Below are 17,434 nucleotides of genomic sequence, written 5' to 3'. Positions count from 1 at the left end.
AAGCGTTCCTTTAGAATCGTCTGTACAGGAGACAGACAGATAAGCGAGGTCGAGGTATGGTACCAATATTATATGAAGATAAAGATATTATAGTAGTGCAAAAACCCGCGGGATTGGAGTCCCAGGTGTCAAGAGGCTTTGCGCCTGATATGGTAAGTGAGATACGCCGTTATCTACATAATCCACAGGATATCCACAACCATCCACAGGGAGTATCCACAGCCCAGCCGCCTTATGTGGGGGTTATCCACAGACTGGATAAGCCGGTGGAGGGAATCATGGTATACGCACTGAACCAGAAATCCGCAGCATCATTAAGCGCCGCTTTGCAGGCCGGAAAAATAAAAAAATCATACTTGGCAGTGGTTTGTGGAAAACCTGTGGATAAACAGGGGACATATGTGGATTATCTGCGCCACTGCAAGGAAAACAACACATCAAAGATTGTGGATAAGTCCGACGAAAACAGCAAAAAAGCAGTTCTTAATTACAGGGTTCTGGAAGTTATCAACAACCCCAAAAACCAGGAGCAGATATTATCCCTAATAGATATAGAGCTGCTTACAGGAAGGCACCACCAGATAAGGGTGCAATTTGCCGGACATGCAACTCCCTTGTATGGAGATGAACGATACGGAGGCGGGTTATCCACAAAATCCACAACCATGACTGTGGACAGAGGAAGGAAAAAAAGCAGCTTTGGGGATGCACACCGGCCTCTGGCCCTGTGTGCCCGCCGGTTGGCATTTCCCCATCCGTCCACCGGAAAAATCATGGAATTTTCCATGGTTCCGTCATCAGGAGCCTTTGCCTGGTTCCCGGACAGGGCCCGGAAACTGATTTCCCAATCGGAATGTGACAAATGCCATAAAGAAATATGACAATGTGTCAGTATATGTTCAAAAAATTTCCATAAAGGCCTTTGTTTAGCGGTTTATTTTCCATATCCGCGACATTGACAAAAAAAGGTGACTGCCGTATAATCCCCATTGACACTGGAAATCGGATTGAAATTAGGGAGGAACTAACATGGCAAGACCAAAGAGGACTGCGGCAGCGGCAGCGCAGACAGGCGCCGCGCAGACCAGGACAGCAGAGGTTAAGAAGGCAGCAGAGGTTAAGAGTACAGCAGAGGTTAAGACAGCAGAAGATGTTAAAAAGGCAGATGAGCCCGTGGTTAAAGAAGCAGTGAAAGAGACTGTAAAACCGGAGATTGAGAAGAGTGTTGTAGTGGAGTTCGGCGGCAGGCAGGTAGCTGCAAAGGATGTGCTGGCGCAGGCGGAGAAGGCATATGCGAAGACTCATCCGGGAACCGTAATCAAGTCTATGGAGCTGTACATATCACCGGAACAGAATGCAGCCTATTATGTGGTAAACGGCGAGGGTTCAGACGATTTCAGAATCGACCTGTAGAGTAAAAAATGGCCTTATATAAATAGGGTCATTTTTTATTTGACCTTTTCTGGAAATTCTGTTTTTTAACCCATCTCTTCTAATCCATCTCTTCTAACCTCTCTCTTCTAAACCCCTTCCCTACTACAATATATTTATGGTTAATATCCCTTACAGCCAGTAAGGAATTATCCATCTTGTTGCTTAAGCTGTTACAATGTTGGAGCAATCGGTATATCGGCCTCCTTTCTTGGACTTCGCGTCCGTAATTAAGACTGATAACCAGCTCCTCATTTGCAGCGTTCGTTTTATGCAGGTTGAACTGCCTTTGGTACGTTCGTGTCACACCACAGTAGATTGAATAGGCAATGAGTAAAACTGGTACTTATCTATTGCAATAATCTTTAGGAGTGACAAATTTATGAACATGAACGCTGTTGGTATTGATGTTTCCAAAGGCAAAAGTATGATCGCCATTCTACGACCTTATGGAGAAATCGTTTCTTCTCCCTTTGAAATCAAGCACACCTCCAGTAACATCCAATCCTTAATTGAGCAGATCCGATCAATCGAAGGTGAATCACGCATCGTTATGGAACATACTGGCCGTTACTACGAACCACTGGCTCGTGAGCTTTCTCTGGCAGGTCTTTTTGTAACTGCCGTAAATCCTAAGCTCATTAAAGATTTTGGAGCTCATTCTCTCCGCAAAGTAAAATCTGATAAAGCTGACGCTGTAAAAATAGCTCGTTACACCCTTGACAGTTGGACGGAATTGAAACAGTATAGTCTTATGGACGAACTACGCAATCAACTAAAGACCATGAACCGTCAGTTTGGCTTCTACATGAAACACAAAACAGCTATGAAGAATAACCTCATCGGTATCCTCGATCAGACTTACCCTGGTGTTAATACTTACTTTGATAGCCCTGCCCGTGAGGACGGCAGCCAGAAGTGGGTTGATTTTGCTACTACATACTGGCATGTGGACTATGTTCGTAAATTCTCATTAAATGCATTTGTCGACCATTATCAGAAGTGGTGCAAACGTAGGAAGTATAACTTTAGCAAAGACAAGGCTGAAGAAATCTATGGAGCTGCAAAGGAGCTTGTTCCTATACTTCCAAAAGATGATCTAACCAAGCTGATCGTGAAACAGTCCATAGAACAATTAAACACTGCTTCCAAGACCGTGGAAGAGCTCCGTACCCTGATGAATGACACAGCCGCCAAGCTGCCGGAATATCCCGTTGTTATGGGTATGAAGGGTGTTGGCCCGTCTCTTGGCCCTCAGCTTATGGCTGAAATCGGAGATGTCACACGCTTTACCCACAAAGGGGCTATCACTGCATTTGCTGGTGTAGACCCAGGTGTCAACGAATCCGGAACCTATGAACAAAAAAGCGTTCCAACCTCCAAACGCGGCTCATCTTCCCTCCGAAAAACCTTATTTCAGGTCATGGACTGTCTCATCAAAACAAAACCGCAGGACGACCCTGTATATGCGTTTATTGATAAGAAACGTGCTCAAGGAAAGCCTTACTATGTCTACATGACTGCAGGCGCTAATAAGTTTCTGCGTATCTATTACGGAAGAGTAAAAGAATATCTAATGTCTCTTCCAGAATAGAGAATACCACATCCTTTCAGACCAGCAGATAATGGTGGTCTATTTGTTGTACCTGAAATTTAATCAACAATAAATCTTGAAAATTTCTCATTTTCCTATTGACTTTTTATTTGCAGGCTTAACTTCTCCCAGGAAACTTATGCTGACCGTGAACACACCGCCTTCATATCCATAGGTAAGCTGGCCGCCGTATTCCTGCGCAGTGGCAGATGCCCTGTTAAGTCCAAGACCGTGAAGCCGTCCATCCTGTTTGCGTGAGATCAGGGCGCCGTTTTTGACACAGGGGGGTGCGGGCGATGAGTTGGAAATATCTAAGAAGAGCATTTCCCTGGCCTTTCTCATCTTAAAGAGAATCCAGCCCTGTCCATCGGGCATGGAATGGGCGGCTTCATAGGCATTGTCCAGGAGGTTGGCAAAGAGACTGCATATATCCTGGTCCTCCATGGGGCGCAAATCAACGGCGTCGGCCTGTACCGTAAATGTTATATGAGACTGGATGCAGCGGTTTCTGGTATGGTTTAAAAGCACATCCAGGGTGGAGGTGCCGGTCCATATGGAGGGTGCCAGGCGCTCCAGGGGAATGCCCAGCTGGCCGATATAATTCCGGGCCTCCTGGTATTTTCCTTCCTTCAGCAGGGTGTCCATGACTAAAAGGTGGTTCTTCAGGTCATGGGAAAGGGACTGCTGTTCCTGTTGAAGCTGCCTGACCATCTCGTATTCCTGGCGCACCATCTGGTCCTTCAGTTCAAGAATATTTCTGAGCTCATGTTCCTTCATGTAATTGGAATAAAAGAGAAGGAGAAAAATAAAGCACAGCACCATGACAAGGCACAGGCTCCAGCTGAACAGGGTAATCACGGAAATATCCTGAAGGGTGACCACTGACAGGAAGGTAATGCCCAGAATGCCCAGAAGGGAAATGGTGAACAGCATCCGCGGGCTGTAGAGCAGCCCCCCCTTAAAGGCGCGTCTGATAAGCATATATAACAAAAACAAAAGAGCGGTATCCGCAGCCAGGTAAATACACCGCAGCAGAGACAGCTGGTTCAGGATAAACTGCGCAAACTGGCGGTTGCCGGCAATGACCCCCATGACGGACATGCAGAAATAATTGATCACGTACAGGCACAGAATATAAAAGCTAACAAGGGACACCGCATAAAACAGATTCACCTGGAACAGTACCACCGTGGTCATACAGATATAAAATACAAACCAAAGAGTGGATATTATAGGGTCTATGCCCAGTATATCCATGGCCCGGACAGAACCCACCAGCACCAGGGACAGAATAAAAAACAGCACCTTTCCCCTGACCCGGTCCGGCAGGAACAGCCCCACAAAGCCATAGCAGAGCCACGCTTCAATGAAGTCTGAAACAAGTTCAAACATCTGGTACATGGACTGATACCAGTGGTTCATAGTCATAGCATTTTCCTCCAATACCTTGTTATAGCTTCACGGGTTTCCTTAAGGCGGTTCCGGCTGACCGGAAGGACAGAGCCATTGTCCAGGTAAATCTGCTCGTCCTCCAGTTTTTCCACATGGAACAGGTTCACGATATATCCCCGCTCCACCAAGAGAAAACTGCCGGTGCCTCCGGCTGTTAAGGTGTTCAGCTCCTCCAGCACCTGGGCCAGGGGCTTGCGCACAGGAATCTCTGCGCCTTTTGCGGCTATGACAGAGTATTTCTGCTGCTTATAAACATAGATGATATCCTCCGCGGACAGTTTCTGAATCCTTCTGGCTGATTCGATAATATAGGCATCTGAAGAGCTTTGTTTCAGAATGCAGCTGGCATCCTTAAGTGCCAGAGGCAGGCAGGTTTCCATCTCGGACTTGGGGATGTAGCGGAAAACAGACAGTTCATATGCCTTTACCGCGTACTGGGTGTGGGAGGTGATGAAAATAATCAGGGACAAGGGAAGATGACGGCGCAGGGACGCAGCCAGGCTCATTCCATCCTTTTCAGGCATTTCAATATCCAGCAGCAGAAGGTCAAAGTGGGCGCCCTCCTCCACATCGTAAAGCAGCTGGCCGCTGTTGGTGTAAAGCACTGTTTCCGGGGACGGGGATATGTCCCTGGCATGGTTTGCGATGACATGGCTAATCTGCTGTGTAAAGCAGGGTTCATCGTCACAGACAGCAATTCGTATCATACTCATAACTCCTTAATTTTTAACAGCCCTTTTTATGATTTCTCTGCTGATGTCCCGGACCTGACCGGAGCAGGTGTAGGCATCATCGTCATACAGGAAACGGTGCAGTTCTTCCACATTGGATTCCAGGGTGCTGGGAATGACCACGCTGCCTGTCTTGCCCAGGCTTGCGGTGGTCTGTTCAAAAGGAAATCCGGCTGTACCGTTTATGTGATAGTTTTTTATATTATATGCAATATCCATAAACTCTTCCTCGCTTATGCTGGTCATGATTTGAGGCGCCACTGTATGGAATACCTGAATCAGGGTGGAAATATCTGCCTTCCTGGCGTTGTCAAATACCTGCTCAATAACAGAACGCTGCCGTTCGGTCCTCTTAAAGTCTGTGTCCATCTGCCTCAGGCGCATATAGGCAACAGCCTGAACGCCGTCCAGGTGCTGCATGCCGGGTCCTTCCAGATGGGTGGAGGGGATTCCTGTGATGTTCACTGTCTCCGTGATAAAAGCATTGATATAATAGAACTCCGCCTTGGACAGTTCTATGTCCACGCCGCCCAGAAGGTTGATGGCATCCGCTGCGCTGTTCCAGTTAAAGGACACGAAATCCTCCACCTTCATATCCAGGTTTGTGTTAATGGCAGAAATATTGCCGGATGGTCCCTGCAGAAAGTAGGATTGGTTCAGTTTTCCATATCCGCTGTTTGTGGTGTCATTCATCAGAAATGTGTCGCGGTATAATGATACAAGGCGTACTTCACCAGTATCCCTGTTGATGGAGCACAGCATCTGTACATCGGCATTATTTTCTTTTCCGAGTTTTCCGTTGCGGCTGTCCACGCCAAAGACAGCAATGGTCCAATATCCGCCCAACTTTTCCTGGGTCTCTGTGTCCAGGTTTTCATTGGTCATGGCGGAGGCCAGCTCTGGTTCATCCTCCGGCCGGGTAATATTAATGGAGCCGGCCATCTTTGTAATGTAGAGAAGGCCGGAGCAGAGGGCGAAGAGCAGTGTGGACAGCAGGATGATACCTGCCTTTTTTAAAATGGTTTTCCAGTTAAGGTTCATGGGTGCAGCTCCTTTCAGTGAGAATGGTGCGGTTTCCCGGTATGCCGCTGTACTCAGTACTGATGGTTCCATTATAGCATTGAATGGAGAGATGTGTGGAATTTGTCCGCGAATGGGAGGAAATGGGGCCTGAATGTGAAGTATAAGAGACGATTGTTTAAAACAAAGAAAAAATGTTGACAACAAAGATAAAACCACGTATTATAAATTATATACCAATAAAAAATTACGTTAAAGAAGGGGTGTTTGACATGAAAATTGTTGTTCTGGACGGGTACACGGAAAACCCAGGGGACCTTAGCTGGGAAGGGCTGCAGGAATTGGGGGAGCTTACTGTATATGACAGGACTCCGGTGGGAGATACAGCGGAGATTATAAGGAGGATTGGCGATGCCCAGGCTGTCTTTACCAATAAGACGCCCCTCACAAAGGAAGTATTTGAGGCATGCGGCCATATCTGTTATGTGGGTGTGCTGGCTACCGGGTACAATGTGGTGGATTGTGAGACAGCATCAGCCAAGGGAATCCCTGTATGCAATATTCCTACATATGGAACGGCTGCGGTTGCCCAGTATACAATTGCCCTGCTTTTGGAAATCTGCCACCATATCGGCCATCACAGTCAGGCTGTCCATGAAGGCAGGTGGCAAAGCTGTCCGGACTGGTGTTTTTGGGATTATCCCCTTATCGAGTTGGCGGGAAAGACTATAGGCATTATAGGATTTGGGCGTATCGGGCAGGGAACAGCGCGTATTGCCCAGGCTCTTGGCATGAAAGTGCTGGCTTATGATGCTTACCGGAATGAGGCGCTGGAAAATGAAAATTGTCACTATGCTGATTTAGATGAATTATACCGAATGTCCGATGTAATTGCCCTTCATTGCCCGCTGTTCCCTGAGACCGCGGGAATGATTAACAAGGAGTCCATAGCGAAGATGAAGGACGGGGTAATCATTCTCAATGATTCCAGAGGTCCGTTGATTGTGGAAGAGGATTTAAAGGAAGCTCTGAATTCCGGAAAAGTTGGGGCTGCCGGACTGGATGTGGTATCTACGGAGCCCATAAAGGGGGACAACCCCCTGCTTCAGGCCAGGAACTGCTTCATCACGCCCCACATTGCCTGGGCGCCCAGGGAGAGCAGGCAGCGGCTGATGGATATAGCAGTGGCGAACCTGAAGTCATTTATGGACGGAAGCCCGGTGAATGTGGTGAATAAGTAGGGAAGGAGTACGCGCACGCCCATCGCCGGCATGATTTGTGCTGCTTATATTATCTCATTTAGTTTAATACCCATCCGGATTACCATTTATTTAGATTCATACTGACTTAAACTAAAACTCACTTTATCAAACATTCATATACCGGGCTGCATATCAGGATACAAAAATACCAAGATAATGCAGCCCGGTATATATAGCGGCATGCCGGTCCCCCCGGCATGCCATTTTTTATTCGTTGGATTTGAGTATGAATGACACAGGTGGGGAGTTACGCAGCGGGTGAGTGGAACGGTCCTTAGTGATTCCCGCTCCGCAGCCGTATCCGCCGCCCCCGCTCCCATTCCGCTCCGAGTTATTTTTGTTGAATAAACAGACAATAAATCTTTGAACCAAAAGAAATAGTGATTAAAACAAATAAATAATGTTGATTTTAAATAAAAATAGTGATATTATAATTACATAAAATAGTCAGGAGGGCGAATGATGAAAGCATTGGCAAAGTTTGGCCGTCCCAGCGATTTTGGGACCTACAGGATGATTGACATACCGGAGCCGGAATGCGGCGATAATGATATCATCCTGGAAGTAAAGGCAGCTGCTATCTGCGGGGCAGATATGAAGCATTACAAAGTGGATAATGGTTCGGATGAATTTGGCTCTGTCCGCGGCCATGAGTTTGCCGGAGAGATTGTCCGGGTGGGAAAGAATGTAAAGGACTGGAGGCCCGGACAGCGAATTGTATCTGATAATACAGGACATGTCTGCGGCAGATGTCCTGCCTGTGAACGGGGTGATTATCTGCTCTGTTCAGAGAAGGTCAATCTGGGCCTGGGGTATGGATACAGCGGCGGTTTTACAAAGTACTGCAGAATTCCGGGGGAGATACTTGCCATTCACAAGAGAGCCATCTGGGAGATTCCTGAAGGACTTGAATATGAGGAAGCGGCTGTGATGGATCCCATTTGTAATGCGTATAAGGCCATTGCCCAGCGTTCCGGCTTCCTGCCGGGAGAGAATGTGGTTATATTCGGTACAGGGCCTCTGGGCCTCTTCTCCGTGCAGATAGCAAAGATAATGGGGGCCCTTAATATTGTGGTGGTTGGACTGGAGGAAGATGTAAAGGTACGGTTCGGGGTAGCCAGGCAGCTGGGAGCTACGGAAGTGGTGAACGGTTCCGCAGAGGATGTGGTGCAACGCTGCCAGGAGATATGCGGAGGAAGTGACAGCATCGGTCTGGTGGTAGACTGTGCAGGCGCCAATATTTGTCTGAAGCAGGCCATTGAGATGGTGCGCTGCAACGGGGAAATCGTCCGGGTTGGTATGGGATTTAAGCCTGTGGGATTTTCCATCAATGACATATCCATGAAGGCAGTATCTATCATAGGGCATATGGCGTATGATGCCACGTCATGGAGGAATGCCCTGCAGCTGTTGGCTGCCGGCCGGATTCAGGTTAAACCCATGATTACGCACCGGCTGGGCCTCTCCAGGTGGGAGGAAGGGTTTGAGGCCATGGCTAATAAAGAGGCAATTAAGGTCATTTTGACCTATGATTTTGACTGAAGCCGAAAGGACGGGGAGAAATGAAGAATACGGAAGCGATTTTGGTTACGCCTGGAGTCATGAGGATTGAGGAATGCCCTATGCCGGTTCCGGCGGAGGACGAGGTGCTGATTAAGGTGGCGTATGTGGGAATCTGCGGATCGGATGTACATGGGTTTGAGTGCGGCCCCTTCATACCGCCAAAGGATCCTTCGCAGAAAATCGGATTGGGCCATGAGTTTTCAGGGACCGTGGTGGCGGTGGGCGCTAAGGTGACCCGGTTTAAAGAAGGCGACCGTGTACTCTGTGAACCGGGAATTCCATGCGGTAAATGTGAGTTCTGTCTTAGGGGACATTATAACATTTGTCCCCAGGTGGACTTCATGGCAACCCAGCCTAACTACAAAGGTGCCCTTACCAATTATCTGACACACCCGGAAAGCTTTACATACCATCTGCCGGCGCATATGGACATGGTGGAGGGGGCTCTGGTGGAGCCCGCCGCGGTGGGCATGCATGCAGCCGAGCTTGCAGGGGTAAAGCCCGGGAAGAACGTGCTCATATTGGGGGCTGGCTGTATCGGGCTTATGACGCTCCAGGCCTGTGTCCTTATGGGAGCGGAGCGGATTGTGGTGGCTGACGTGATTGAACGGCGGTTGGAGAAGGCGCTGCAATTAGGGGCATGGCATGTGATAAATGGAAGGAAGGAGGATACGGTAGACCGCAGCCGGGCATTGTTTGGCGGGGATGGGGCAGACATTGTTTTTGAAACCGCAGGCAGCAGAGTAACAGCCATGCAGTCATTTGCATCTGTCAGAAGAGGCGGGGAGGTCATGATAGTGGGAACCATACCAGGGGAAACCCCGGTGGACTTCCTTAAAATTAACCGTGAGGTAAAAGTACAGACCGTATTCCGGTATGCCAATAATTTTCCCATGACCATCCAGGCCATATCATCAGGAAGATTCGACGTGCTGACCATGGTTACGGATGAATATACGTATGAGGATGTACAAAAAGCATTTGAGGAATCCCTGAGCCGCAAGGCGGAGATTATTAAGGGAGTCATTAAAATCAGCGACTAAATCAGCGATTAAATCAGGAAAGGGATAAGGTATTATATATGTTAGTATCGACAAAGGACATGTTAGTAAAGGCACAGAAGGAGCACTATGCGGTTGCCAACTTCTGTATATGGAATGTGGAAATGCTCTCGGGCGTCATGAAGGCATGTGAGAAGCTTCAGTCCCCGGTCATTTTGTCATTTGGAAGCGGGTTTCTTGTGAACACGGACATCAATCATTTTGTGAACATGATGCGTTCCTATGCCACTCAGACCTCGCTTCCCTGCTCCATCCATTGGGACCATGGGCGCAGCTTTGAAATAGTGAGCCATGCCATTGACATCGGTTATAATTCCCTCATGATAGATGGTTCGGCCTATAGCTTTGAGGAGAACATAAGGATGACAAGGGAGGTGGTGGATAAGTTCCATCCCATGTGCATCCCTGTGGAAGCAGAGCTGGGCCATGTGGGAGCTGAGACAGATTATGAGGAAGCGCTGAACCACTACATGTACACAGATCCGTCCCAGGCAGCGGAGTTTGTGGAAAAAACGGATATTGATTCTCTGGCAGTGGCCATCGGGAACCAGCATGGGGCTTATACGGCACCGCCGCAGATTAATTTTGAGATTCTGGAGAAGGTCCGCAGGGACGTTTCCATCCCGCTGGTGCTCCACGGCGCATCCGGCATAGGAGATGAGGATATCCGTCATGCCATAAGTCTGGGAATCACTAAAATCAACATTCATACGGAGCTGTGCGAGGCAGCCATGTCCGCAATCCAGGCCCACGAAAAGGGAGAGGGATATCAGGCCCTTAATATCCGTGTCAGAGATGCGGTCCAGAAGCGGGCGGAGGAAAAGATTCTGCTGTTTGGCAGCAATGGAAAGGCGGAGGGTTGGTTTGAAAAATAATGAATGCTGTGAAGTGGTGATTGTGGGCGCTGCCCATACGGATTTGCAGCTTTATCCGGTGGGAGCAGATGTGCTGGATACTGCATCCTATTCTGTAAAACAGATGGTACTTACTGTGGGGGGAGACGCCTTAAACGAAGCCACGGTCATAACACGGCTGGGCCACAAGGTCAGGCTGGTCAGCTGTGTGGGAGATGATGTCATCGGCTCCCTGGTGCTGGAGCATTGCCGAAAGAACAACATCGGAACAGAATACATCAAGGTGGACAGCAGCAAGGTCACTTCCATCAATGTAGGTCTTATAAGGGAGGATGGAGAGCGGACATTTATTAACAATAAAAGCGGGAGCATCTGGACCTTCTGTCCGGAGGATGTGGAGAGAGAGTCTGTGTCCCGTGGAAGGATCCTGTCTTTTGCCAGCATTTTTAACAATCCCCTTCTGGATGAAAGCCTGATGATACCTCTCTTTGAAAGGGCCAGAGAAAAGGGAATGTTAATCTGTGCCGATATTGTGGGATGCAAGAGGGGAGAGCGGCTGGAGGACATACAGAGAGCCCTTTCCTATGTGGATTATTTTTTCCCTAATTACGCGGAGGCGGCAGCGATTACCGGCAAAAAGGATCTGGAAGAGATAGCCGGGACCCTGCTGGACTGCGGAGTCAGGAATGTAATCATTAAAATCGGAAAAAGAGGATGCTTTATCAAGAATCAGGAGGAAGCCTTCATAGTCCCGGCATTTGCTGATACACAGTGCCTGGACACCACCGGCGCAGGGGATAACTTTGCATCGGGGTTCATATGCGGCCTGCTGGAGGGAAAGGGGCTTAAGGAGTGCGCGGCATTTGCCAACTGCACAGCTTCGTTATCCGTAGAGAGTGTTGGCGCCACTACGGGAGTGCGAAACAGGGAACAGGTGGAGGCCCGTTATCAGGAATATTTGAAGATGGAGGGATGAGTATGAAAACAATAAAAATAGGTACACTGGATAAGCCCATATCAAGAATCGGGCTCGGCACATGGGCAATCGGCGGCGGTCCTGCCTGGGGAGGGGACAAATCAAAGGATGAGTCCATTGCCACCATTCAAAAATGTCCCGAATTAGGGGTGAATCTCATAGATACAGCACCTGGCTATAACTTTGGGCAGAGCGAACGGATCGTGGGGGAGGCCCTTAATGGCATGGACCGGGAAAAGGTTGCGGTTATGACAAAGTTTGGAATCGTCTGGACCAGGGAGGGCGCCCTGTTTAACAAGGTGGGGGATATCCAGCTGTATAAAAACCTTTCGAGGGAGTCCATTCTGGAGGAAGTGGATCTCAGCCTGGAGCGTCTTGGTACCGGTTATATTGATATTTATATGTCCCACTGGCAGGCGGTGGAGCCTTATTACACACCCATTTCCCAAACCATGGAATTACTGGGCGAGTTAAAGGAAAAAGGCAAAATCAGGGCCATTGGAGCTGCCAATGTTACGGCAGCCCAGGTGGAAGAGTACATAAAGTACGGCAGCCTTGACATTGTACAGGCTAAATACAGTGTGCTGGACCGGGCTGTGGAAGAGGAGCTTCTGCCTCTTTGCAGAGAGAACGGAATCGTGCTTCAGGCCTATTCCCCTCTGGAAATGGGACTGTTAAGCGGCGCCCTGCCCAGGGATTATAAGCCGGTAGGCGCTCAGTGCAACAAGAAGTGGTTCCAGCCTGATAACATGCCAAGGGTTATGGATTTCCTGGACCGCCTGGAGCCTATGTGCAGGAAATATGACTGTGCGGTGGCAGATCTGGCTATGGCGTGGGTACTGGCCCAGGGCGATAAGGTAATCCTTCTGAGCGGCGCCACCACCGAAGAACAGATCAGGAAGAATACCAGGGCAGATGAACTGGAGCTGGATGCTGAGGATGTGGTGGCCATTAGAGAGATGGCAGAGGCCCTTGATTCATAACTTTCCTTGCAATTCCTGCATGGTTGTTTTATAATGAATTCGAGGAAAACCGCTTATTTATGAGGTTTTTTGCCAGTAAGACATGTGGAGGAACAAAGTGTGGCACAGAAAGATCGATTAGAACAGATAAGACAGATTGTACGTCTGGAGAAAAAGGTAGTTGTTGCCAATCTGAGCAACCAATTTGGGGTTACTCCGGAGACAATACGGCGTGATTTGGAAAAATTGGAGGAGGAAGGGCTGGTAGTCAGGACGTATGGAGGGGCTGTTTTGAATCAGACAGAGTCTTCTGAGAAGATTGATTTTGTGAAACGTTCGGAGACAAATGTTGAAGAAAAAAGAGCGATTGCGGGCATTGTTTCCGAGATGGTTCCCCCTAATGCAAGTATTGGGTGTGATGCCAGTTCGACGGTTATGGAGACCTTAAAGTACCTTAGCGAAAGGGAAGATATTCTGGTCCTGACAAATTCCGTAAAGGTCATCAGAGAGATGGAACGGAGCCGTTTTGGAATTTTGTCCACGGGCGGGCGTGTTAACCGCCAGTCCTATTCCATGCAGGGCGGCGTTGCCCGGAGCACGATACAGGAATACCATCTGGATATGGTGCTTATCAGCTGTAAAGGAATGAGCATGGAAGGCGGTATATTTGACTCCCATGAATTAGAGGCAGATGTCAAGAAGTCTCTGATTGAGCGGGGCCATAAGGTCTATCTACTGGCCGACCACTCCAAGTTTGGCCGTGTGGCGTTCATGAAGCTTACGGACCTGGAGCAGATCGATGTGGTGGTTACGGATCGGAAGCCCTCTGATGAGTGGATGCGGCTGTTTAGCAGGAATCACGTAGAGGTATATTATTCATAAACATACATAGATGATGTTAATTTAATAAGATGGTGAGGGGCGTTTTTGTGTTTTTCATAAAAGCGCCCTTTTGTTATGCGCAAAAATACGAAGAAAAGAAAGAATAACGGATGATTATTTTTTAAAACAAAAAAAATATGCTTAAAAGATAAGTTTACCCTTGTAAAAATCCGAAAAACATAAAAATATACCATATAAAAATCCGAAAACAAATAAAAAATCTTTGAAACAAACAAAAATGCTTGCTATTTAGAGGGGAATATGTTAATATTGAATAAAATAAATACAAAACAACAAACAAGGAGGATGACGGTGAATGAGTATGTTCATGCAGGCCTTATTTGAAGGCATTATTAATGGCTCGACCCTGGCTCTGGTAGCAATGGGTATTGCCTTGGTGTGGGGGGTTATGGGTATCCTGAGTTTTACCCAAGGCGAATTTCTGATGATTGCAATGTTTTGTTCCTTTTATCTTAATCTGTATTTCGGACTTGACCCAATCGTATCCCTTCCTATTTGTATGGCAATCATGTTTGGCATTGGCTTTATCGTGTATAAGCTGATTATTGCCAGGGCGCTTAGGGGACCAGTCCTCTCGCAGCGTCTGATTACATTTGCTCTGAGCATGGTGCTGGTGAATCTGGCCCTTCTGCTGTTCAGCGGTGATTTTAAGACCATACCTGAGGTGGCTATCAGCGGGTCCATTGATTTAGGCTTCATGGTGCTGAGCAAACAGAAAATCGTACCCTTTGTCATCTCTGTCTGTGTGGCGGGTTTTATGTTCCTGTTCCTCAACAAGACACGTACCGGAAAGGCCATCCGCGCAACATCCATGAACAAGACAGCTGCCGGCTTGGTGGGAATCAACCCGGAAAAGACATACGCACTTGCATTTGGTTTATCAGCGGCCATAGCAGGAGCAGCAGGATGTGCACTGACCTATTTCTACTACATTTATCCCAATGTGGGAGCCAATTTCCAGCTGTTCGGATTCATCGCCGTTGTAATGGGAGGTTTTGGAAGCATACCGGGCGCCTTCTTTGGAGGACTTATTATGGGGCTGGCTGATTCCTTCACAGGCGTCTACATGAACACGGCGTTTAAGTATGTGGGTATCTGCGTGGTGTTCCTGCTGCTGGTTCAGTTCAAACCTAAAGGGCTGTTTGGAGGTAAATAAATATGAAAAAGACATTGCGTGATAATAAGAGGTGGTTCATAGGATTGGGAATCGGAGTGCTGGCAGCAGTCATTTTCCCGCAGGTGGTTAGAATCCGATTTGTGTGGAACCTGTTGTCCCTGATTCTGGTCTGGGCAATTGTGGGTATGGGCTGGAACGTAATCGGCGGATATTGCGGACAGGTTTCCAACGGACACAGCCTGTTCTATGGCATAGGAGCTTATACGGTGGGGCTTGCCGTATCCTATTTCAAAATCAGCCCATGGATTTCCATATGGATTGGAGTTGGTATTTCCATGCTCATTGCATTTATAGTGGGAAAACCTCTCCTGAGGCTGAAGGGACATGTATTTGCCATATCCACCATGGCTCTGGCGGAATGTACCAGAATCATATTCATCAACTGGAAATGGTGCGGGGGAGCCACCGGAGTCTATATTTATTCAAAAGGTGTGAATGAATGGGCCTTCATGCAGTTTAAAAATCCCCTTAACTATTATTATGTGTTCCTCATCTTTACCGTGGCTGTTCTGGTTCTTATTAAATGCCTGGATAAATCTAAATTTTTCTATTATCTGCGCACCATAAAAGGAAACGAGATGGCGGCGGAAAGCGTTGGAATCAATGCTGCATCCTATAAAATCAGGGCTTATATGCTCAGCGCGGCTATCGTAAGTATTGGCGGAAGCTTATACGCACAGTTTATTTTATACATAGACCCGTCCATGCTTATGACTCTCAATGTCTCGATGATGATTGTGCTTACAGCTGTTATGGGAGGCGTGGGTACTGTCCTGGGACCGGTTCTGGGAGCAATTGTGCTCACCAGCATATCGGAGTATTCCAGGGTGTACCTGGGACAATACGGAGGACTGGACATGATTCTTTACGGAACGCTGGTTATCCTGATTGTTCTCTTTATTCCGGGAGGTATCCTTTCTATATTAGAGGGAAGGTATGAGCGGATTGTCTCTTACTTCAAGAATAAGAAAAAGAGCAGTGTGGCAGGAGGCTGAATATGGGAAAAATATTAGAGATTAAAAATGCTACCAAACGTTTTGGGGGGCTTGTGGCAAATGAGGCGGTTACCTTTGACGTGGAAGAAGGCGAGATTGTGGGCGTGGTGGGACCCAATGGGGCCGGTAAGACCACACTGTTTAACTCCATCAGCGGTGCCCACACCCTGACAGAAGGAAATGTATTTTTTAAGGGTAAGGACATCACCAGCATGAAGCCTTACGACATATGTAAACTGGGAATCGGAAGGACATTCCAGATTCCCCAGTCCTTAAACGATATGATGGTTTACGAAAATGTTCTGGTGGGCGCCCTGTGCAAGCGCCATAACATAGAGGAGGCCATGAAGCATGTGGACCAGATTCTGGAGCTGTGCGGGATGCTGGATATGAAATATGTATATGCCGGCAAGCTGAATGTGCCCCAGAAGAAGCGTCTGGAGATTGCCAGGGCCATGGCCACGGACCCCGAGCTGCTTTTGCTGGATGAGACCATGGCAGGACTGACGGCCACGGAGCGCAAGGATGCAGTCAATCTGATTAAGAAAATTAACACTATGGGTGTCGCCATATTGACCATTGAGCATAATATGGACGTGGTTATGAATGTATCCAGACGGGTGGTGGTTCTGGTATCGGGCAAGGTATTAGTGGTAGGCTCACCGGATGAGGTTACATCGAATCAGGAAGTAATCAATGCATACCTGGGAGGAGGAGCAAAGAAGGATGAGTGATGAGAAGTTATTGGAAGTAGTTGACCTGCAGGCGGGATATAACGGCATGGCCGTAGTGCACGATGTGTCCTTCAGTGTACGCGAGGGCGAAATCCTGGCCATCCTTGGTTCTAACGGTTCAGGCAAAACCACCACCCTCAGGGCCATTACAGGTACTATCAAGCCCATGAGCGGCATCATACGCTACAAAGGAGAGGACATCACGGGTATGCCGCCTTTTAAACTGGTCAGCAAGGGAATCGCGATGGTGCCTGAAGGAAGGATGCTGTTTGGGGGTATGACGGTGGAGGATAACCTGTTGATGGGCGCCTATCTGAACCAGGACAAAAAAGCCATACAGGAGCGCCTGAAGCTGGTATATGAACTGTTCCCAAGGGTGGAGGAGAGAAAAAAGCAGACTGCCAGCACTCTCTCCGGAGGTGAACAGCAGATGGTGGCAATTGCCAGAGGCCTCATGTCAGACCCAAAGCTGCTTATACTGGATGAACCATCTCTGGGTCTGATGCACAAGCTGGTACAGGAAATATTCAAGTTTGTAAAAGAGATAGCGGCTATTGGAATTACGGTAATCATAGTGGAACAAAACGCAGTGGACACGCTGGCCCTGTGTGATTATGCCTTTGTTATACAGAATGGGGAATCTGTCATCGAGGGCAGAGGAGAGGATCTGCTGAGCAACGAGGATGTAAAGCGGGCGTATCTGGGCGGATGATGCTAAA

17 protein-coding genes are annotated in these 17,434 nt (G+C 48.0%); 14 read left to right on the top strand and 3 right to left on the bottom strand.

Features of this window, described 5'->3' with window-relative positions:
- Positions 1-56 precede the first annotated feature (56 nt).
- From CGC65_RS28350 to CGC65_RS28340, 3 genes are all read left to right on the top strand, one after another.
- Positions 57-881, top strand: coding sequence for an RluA family pseudouridine synthase (locus CGC65_RS28350; RefSeq protein WP_002568900.1), 825 nt, complete (start codon positions 57-59; stop codon positions 879-881).
- Between the two features lie 148 nt (positions 882-1,029).
- Positions 1,030-1,413 carry a DUF6465 family protein gene (locus CGC65_RS28345; RefSeq protein WP_002568899.1) on the top strand — a complete coding sequence of 128 codons (384 nt, stop codon included), beginning with the start codon at positions 1,030-1,032 and terminating at the stop codon, positions 1,411-1,413.
- Between the two features lie 406 nt (positions 1,414-1,819).
- Positions 1,820-3,025 (top strand): IS110 family RNA-guided transposase, encoded by a 1,206-nt coding sequence (locus CGC65_RS28340; protein ID WP_193466550.1) that lies wholly within the window; start codon positions 1,820-1,822, stop codon positions 3,023-3,025.
- Positions 3,026-3,112: 87 nt separating this feature from the next.
- Here CGC65_RS28340 and CGC65_RS28335 read toward each other — a convergent pair whose 3' ends face one another.
- Genes CGC65_RS28335 through CGC65_RS28325 form a run of 3 tightly spaced genes read right to left on the bottom strand, consistent with a single transcriptional unit; the run spans position 3,113 to position 6,249 of the window.
- Positions 3,113-4,453 carry a sensor histidine kinase gene (locus CGC65_RS28335; protein WP_002566941.1) on the bottom strand — a complete coding sequence of 447 codons (1,341 nt, stop codon included), beginning with the start codon at positions 4,451-4,453 and terminating at the stop codon, positions 3,113-3,115.
- On the bottom strand, positions 4,450-5,184 hold the full coding sequence (locus tag CGC65_RS28330; protein WP_002566940.1) for a LytR/AlgR family response regulator transcription factor: 735 nt from the start codon (positions 5,182-5,184) through the stop codon (positions 4,450-4,452). Before CGC65_RS28330 ends, CGC65_RS28335 begins: the two co-directional genes overlap by 4 nt.
- 12 nt (positions 5,185-5,196) lie before the next feature.
- The gene (locus CGC65_RS28325; protein ID WP_002566939.1) at positions 5,197-6,249 is read right to left on the bottom strand and encodes an LCP family protein; all 1,053 of its coding nucleotides are present in this window, start codon (positions 6,247-6,249) and stop codon (positions 5,197-5,199) included.
- 251 nt (positions 6,250-6,500) lie between these two features.
- Between CGC65_RS28325 and CGC65_RS28320 the strand changes: the two genes are divergently transcribed.
- The 11 genes from CGC65_RS28320 (at position 6,501) to CGC65_RS28265 (ending at position 17,427) form a co-directional block, all read left to right on the top strand.
- Positions 6,501-7,469 (top strand): D-2-hydroxyacid dehydrogenase, encoded by a 969-nt coding sequence (locus CGC65_RS28320; RefSeq protein ID WP_002566938.1) that lies wholly within the window; start codon positions 6,501-6,503, stop codon positions 7,467-7,469.
- 483 nt (positions 7,470-7,952) lie between these two features.
- On the top strand, positions 7,953-9,032 hold the full coding sequence (locus CGC65_RS28315) for a zinc-binding dehydrogenase (RefSeq protein ID WP_002566937.1): 1,080 nt from the start codon (positions 7,953-7,955) through the stop codon (positions 9,030-9,032).
- Positions 9,033-9,052: 20 nt separating this feature from the next.
- The gene (locus CGC65_RS28310) at positions 9,053-10,096 is read left to right on the top strand and encodes an NAD(P)-dependent alcohol dehydrogenase (protein WP_002566936.1); all 1,044 of its coding nucleotides are present in this window, start codon (positions 9,053-9,055) and stop codon (positions 10,094-10,096) included.
- 38 nt (positions 10,097-10,134) lie between these two features.
- Entirely contained in the window at positions 10,135-10,989 is an 855-nt protein-coding gene (locus CGC65_RS28305; protein ID WP_002566935.1) for a class II fructose-bisphosphate aldolase, read from the top strand.
- Complete coding sequence (locus tag CGC65_RS28300; RefSeq protein ID WP_002566934.1) at positions 10,979-11,944, top strand: carbohydrate kinase family protein; 966 nt, start codon at positions 10,979-10,981, stop codon at positions 11,942-11,944. Before CGC65_RS28305 ends, CGC65_RS28300 begins: the two co-directional genes overlap by 11 nt.
- Before the next feature lie 2 nt (positions 11,945-11,946).
- Positions 11,947-12,927 carry an NADH-dependent methylglyoxal reductase gene (ydjG, locus tag CGC65_RS28295; RefSeq protein ID WP_002566933.1) on the top strand — a complete coding sequence of 327 codons (981 nt, stop codon included), beginning with the start codon at positions 11,947-11,949 and terminating at the stop codon, positions 12,925-12,927.
- A gap of 99 nt (positions 12,928-13,026) precedes the next feature.
- Positions 13,027-13,788 carry a DeoR/GlpR family DNA-binding transcription regulator gene (locus CGC65_RS28290; protein WP_002566932.1) on the top strand — a complete coding sequence of 254 codons (762 nt, stop codon included), beginning with the start codon at positions 13,027-13,029 and terminating at the stop codon, positions 13,786-13,788.
- Between the two features lie 316 nt (positions 13,789-14,104).
- A complete protein-coding gene (locus tag CGC65_RS28280; protein WP_002566931.1) occupies positions 14,105-14,965 on the top strand; it encodes a branched-chain amino acid ABC transporter permease in 861 nt (286 codons plus the stop codon).
- A 2-nt stretch (positions 14,966-14,967) separates the two neighbouring features.
- On the top strand, positions 14,968-15,981 hold the full coding sequence (locus CGC65_RS28275; RefSeq protein ID WP_002566930.1) for a branched-chain amino acid ABC transporter permease: 1,014 nt from the start codon (positions 14,968-14,970) through the stop codon (positions 15,979-15,981).
- Positions 15,982-15,983: 2 nt separating this feature from the next.
- Positions 15,984-16,715: an ABC transporter ATP-binding protein gene (locus tag CGC65_RS28270; protein WP_002566929.1), complete on the top strand. Its 732-nt coding sequence runs from the start codon at positions 15,984-15,986 to the stop codon at positions 16,713-16,715.
- Complete coding sequence (locus CGC65_RS28265) at positions 16,708-17,427, top strand: ABC transporter ATP-binding protein (protein ID WP_007036709.1); 720 nt, start codon at positions 16,708-16,710, stop codon at positions 17,425-17,427. Before CGC65_RS28270 ends, CGC65_RS28265 begins: the two co-directional genes overlap by 8 nt.
- Positions 17,428-17,434 lie beyond the last annotated feature (7 nt).

Origin of the sequence: Enterocloster bolteae, assembly GCF_002234575.2 — a bacterium.
Taxonomy (GTDB): domain Bacteria; phylum Bacillota; class Clostridia; order Lachnospirales; family Lachnospiraceae; genus Enterocloster; species Enterocloster bolteae.
The sequence above is the reverse complement of the archived record's forward strand: the minus strand, read 5'-3'. Positions and strand labels throughout refer to the sequence as shown.